This is a genomic window from Arthrobacter agilis, assembly GCF_002953615.1.
Classification (GTDB): domain Bacteria; phylum Actinomycetota; class Actinomycetes; order Actinomycetales; family Micrococcaceae; genus Arthrobacter_D; species Arthrobacter_D agilis_B.
On sequence record NZ_CP024915.1, the window covers coordinates 1342673 to 1345914 of the forward strand.

The following is a 3242-nucleotide window of genomic DNA, read 5'->3' on the forward strand; positions in this document are numbered from 1 at the left end:
CATCGAGCTCTGCGAGGAGCTGGCGGTCGAGGACGAGAAGGTCTTCGAGAACCTGTTCAGCACGCTCGGCCTCTCGGTCGACTGGGACCTGACCTACCGGACCATCGACGACACCTCACGGGCCGTCTCGCAGCGCGCCTTCCTCGAGAACCTGAGGGCCGGGGACGCCTACCTCGCCGAAGCGCCCACCCTGTGGGACGTCACCTTCCGTACCGCCGTCGCGCAGGCCGAGCTCGAGGACCGCGAGCAGCCCGGTGCCTACCACCGGATCGCCTTCTCCACACCCGACGGCGGACAGATCCACATCGAGACCACGCGGCCCGAGCTCCTGCCGGCATGCGTCGCCCTCGTCGCGCACCCCGACGACGAGCGCTACCAGCCCCTCTTCGGCACGACCGTCACCTCCCCGCTGTTCGACGTCGAGGTCGAGATCAAGGCGCACCCCCTCGCGAAGCCCGACAAGGGCAGCGGCATCGCCATGATCTGCACCTTCGGCGACCTGACCGACGTCACGTGGTGGCGCGAGCTGCAGCTGCCGACCCGCGCGGTCGTCGGTCGCGACGGGCGCATCCGCTCGGAGACCCCCGAGTGGATCGCCACCGGGCGCGCCCGCGAGAACTATGCGCAGCTGGCCGGCAAGACGATCTTCAGCGCCAAGGAGGCCGTCGTCGCACTGCTCCGCGAGAGCGGGGACCTCGACGGCGAACCGAAGAAGATCGTGCACCCGGTCAACTTCTACGAGAAGGGCGACAAGCCCCTGGAAGTGGTGACCAGCCGCCAGTGGTACATCCGCAACGGCGGACGCGACGCCGGCAAGCGGGACGCACTGATCCAGCGCGGCCGTGAGATCGACTTCCACCCTGCCTTCATGCGCTCGCGCTACGAGAACTGGATCGAGGGCCTGAACGGCGACTGGCTGGTCTCCCGGCAGCGCTTCTTCGGGGTCCCCGTCCCCGTCTGGTACCGCCTCGACGCCGACGGCGAACCCGAGTACGACCATCCCGTCGTTCCCGCGCTCGAGTCCCTCCCGGTCGACCCGGCGGCCGACCCCGCCCCGGGCTTCGAGGAATCCGCACGCAACCAGCCGGGCGGCTTCATCGGCGACAACGACGTCCTGGACACCTGGGCGACCTCGTCCCTCACACCGCAGATCGTCGGTGGCTGGGCCCGCGACGAAGACCTGTTCGGCAAGGTCTTCCCCTTCGACCTCCGCCCGCAGGGACACGACATCATCCGGACCTGGCTGTTCTCGACGGCGGTCCGCGCCGACGCGCTGCAGGACTCGGTGCCGTGGAAGCACGCGGCGCTCTCGGGTTGGATCCTCGATCCCGACCGGAAGAAGATGTCCAAGTCCAAGGGCAACGTCGTGGTACCCACGGACGTCCTCGAGCAGTTCGGTGCCGACGCCGTGCGCTACTGGGCGGCATCCGCCAAGCTCGGCGCGGACACCGCGTACGAGGTGAACCAGATGAAGATCGGCCGGCGCCTCGCGATCAAGCTGCTCAACGCCTCCAAGTTCGTCCTGAACCTCGGCGTCACCGAGGCGTCGGTGGGCGAGGGTGCTGTCGGGCGCGTCTCCAACGCCCTGGACCTGTCCCTGCTGGCACAGCTACGGACCGTGACCGACCAGGCGACCGCGGCGTTCGAGAAGTACGACTACGCCCGCGCGCTCCAGCTGACCGAGTCCTTCTTCTGGACCTTCACCGACGACTACGTGGAACTGGTCAAGGACCGTGCCTACGGGGACTCCGCGGACGCGGGCACGCAGTCCGTCCAGACAGCGCTGGCCACGACGCTCGATGCCCTGCTGCGCCTGTTCGCCCCGTTCCTGCCGTTCGCCACCGAGGAGGTCTGGAGCTGGTGGCGCCAGGGCTCCGTCCACCGGGCGGCCTGGCCGAGCGCGGACGCGCTGGCCGGCCTGCCGGACACTGCCGACGCCGGTGTCCTCACCTCCGTCGCGCTGGCCCTCGGAGGCATCCGCAAGGCCAAGTCCGAGGCGAAGGTCAAACAGCGCACCGAGGTCGAGACCGCCGTCGTGACGGCACCGTCGGTGCAGGTGGAGCAGGTCCGTGCCGGGCTGTCCGACCTCCTCGCCGCGGGCAACGCCAGGGACCTCCGCTTCGCGGAAGGAGACGGCACCCTGGCCGTCTCCGACGTCGAACTGGTCGCCCAGCCCGCCGAATAGGCCTCCCGGGCGCAGAACGCGGAAGGGGACCCACCGTACGGTGGGTCCCCTTCCGTCTGTCCTGCGGACTAGTCGAACGTCGGGCTCTTCGTGCGGGACCGCTTCAGCTCGAAGAACTCGGGGAACTCCGACAGCAGCACGGCGCCGTCGAAGATACGGCCGGCTTCCTCGCCGCGCGGGATCCTCGTCAGGACCGGACCGAAGAACGCCGTGCCGTTGAAGGCGACCACCGGGGTGCCGACCTCGTCGCCGACACGATCGATGCCGTCCTTGTGGGACGCCCGGAGCTTCTCGTCGTACTCGTCGGTGGTGGCGAACCGGGCCAGGTCCGCCGGCAGGCCTACCTCCTCGAGGGACTCGCGGATGACCCGCCCGAAGTCCTTGTCCTGCCCGATGTGGATGCGGGTGCCCATCGCGTCGTACAGCTTCTTGATGTACTCGTTCCCGTGCAGTTCCGCAGCGGCGATGATGACCCGGACCGGCCCCCAGCCCTGCAGCATCATGGCCTGGTATTCCTCCGGCAGGTCACGTCCCTCGTTCAGGACGGACAGGCTCATGACGTGCCAGTCGACGGAGATGTCGCGGACCTGCTCCACCTCGCCGATCCAGCGCGACGTGATCCAGGCGAACGGACACAGGGGGTCGAACCAGAAATCGGCCTTCTCGACGGTCGTGGACTCGCTCATGCAGTACTCCTTCTGAGATTGGGAGGCCGTAGCCTTCTTCCGTGCAACCCGCCCTGTCGACGTCGTATTCCGCCCCGAGTTGGTGCCGTGCTGCCGGAGGCGGTCTAATGAAAGGACACGACCAGCCGACGGTGCCTGGCGCTATCCCTGCGTCGCATCGGGCTGGATGAGTTCGCACCGGACTTCCCGGTGATGGAAGGGACGCCGTTTTGCAGCAGCACCGGACCGAGGACCACGCCGACACCCCCGCCGACACCCACGACGGCTGGCTCGACCGCGAGGAACTCGCCGAAGCCATGATCCCGCTCATCGGACGCCTGTACCGGAAGAACAACGTGGTCACGAGCATCCACGGACGCAGCCTCATCAAC

General features: G+C 68.4%; 2 protein-coding genes. One reads left to right on the plus strand and one right to left on the minus strand.

Annotation, left to right across the window (positions count from 1 at the left end):
* Positions 1 to 2185, plus strand: a 2185-nt coding sequence (valS, locus tag CVO76_RS06415) for a valine--tRNA ligase (RefSeq protein WP_208741308.1), incomplete at its 5' end; no start/stop codon positions are given.
* A 68-nt stretch (positions 2186 to 2253) separates the two neighbouring features.
* On the opposite strand, the gene CVO76_RS06420 is transcribed toward valS, so the two are convergent.
* Entirely contained in the window at positions 2254 to 2871 is a 618-nt protein-coding gene (locus CVO76_RS06420) for a DsbA family protein (RefSeq protein ID WP_133080631.1), read from the minus strand.
* Positions 2872 to 3242: the final 371 nt, after the last annotated feature.